1 pseudogene is annotated in these 237 nt (G+C 47.7%); it reads right to left on the bottom strand.

Annotated elements, in window-relative coordinates:
- A pseudogene (locus tag FDX22_RS32725) lies at positions 1 to 116 on the bottom strand (topoisomerase II); the annotation flags it as partial.
- Between the last annotated feature and the right edge of the window lie 121 nt (positions 117 to 237).

Here is a 237-nt window from a genome sequence, read left to right as displayed (position 1 = left end):
ACAAAGACCACCGCGCCGGAGACCTTGCCCAGCCAGCCTTTTTTGCGAAACATGCCAACTACGATAGCAATCACCGCCCCGATATAACCTGCCAACAAAACGTGTGCCCAGTTCATTAACCATCCTTATGCCAAATCATCTCTGTTACAGGGATATATTTCCCCTTCGATGTTTTGATTATTACGGCAGCAGCGAGCTATTTCCAGCCACCAGATTTTGCTAACAAGCAACAGGAAG

This window comes from Citrobacter sp. TBCS-14, assembly GCF_005280805.1.
In the GTDB taxonomy this organism is placed as follows: Bacteria; Pseudomonadota; Gammaproteobacteria; order Enterobacterales; family Enterobacteriaceae; genus Citrobacter; species Citrobacter gillenii.
This window is presented reverse-complemented; position numbering and strand designations above follow the sequence as displayed.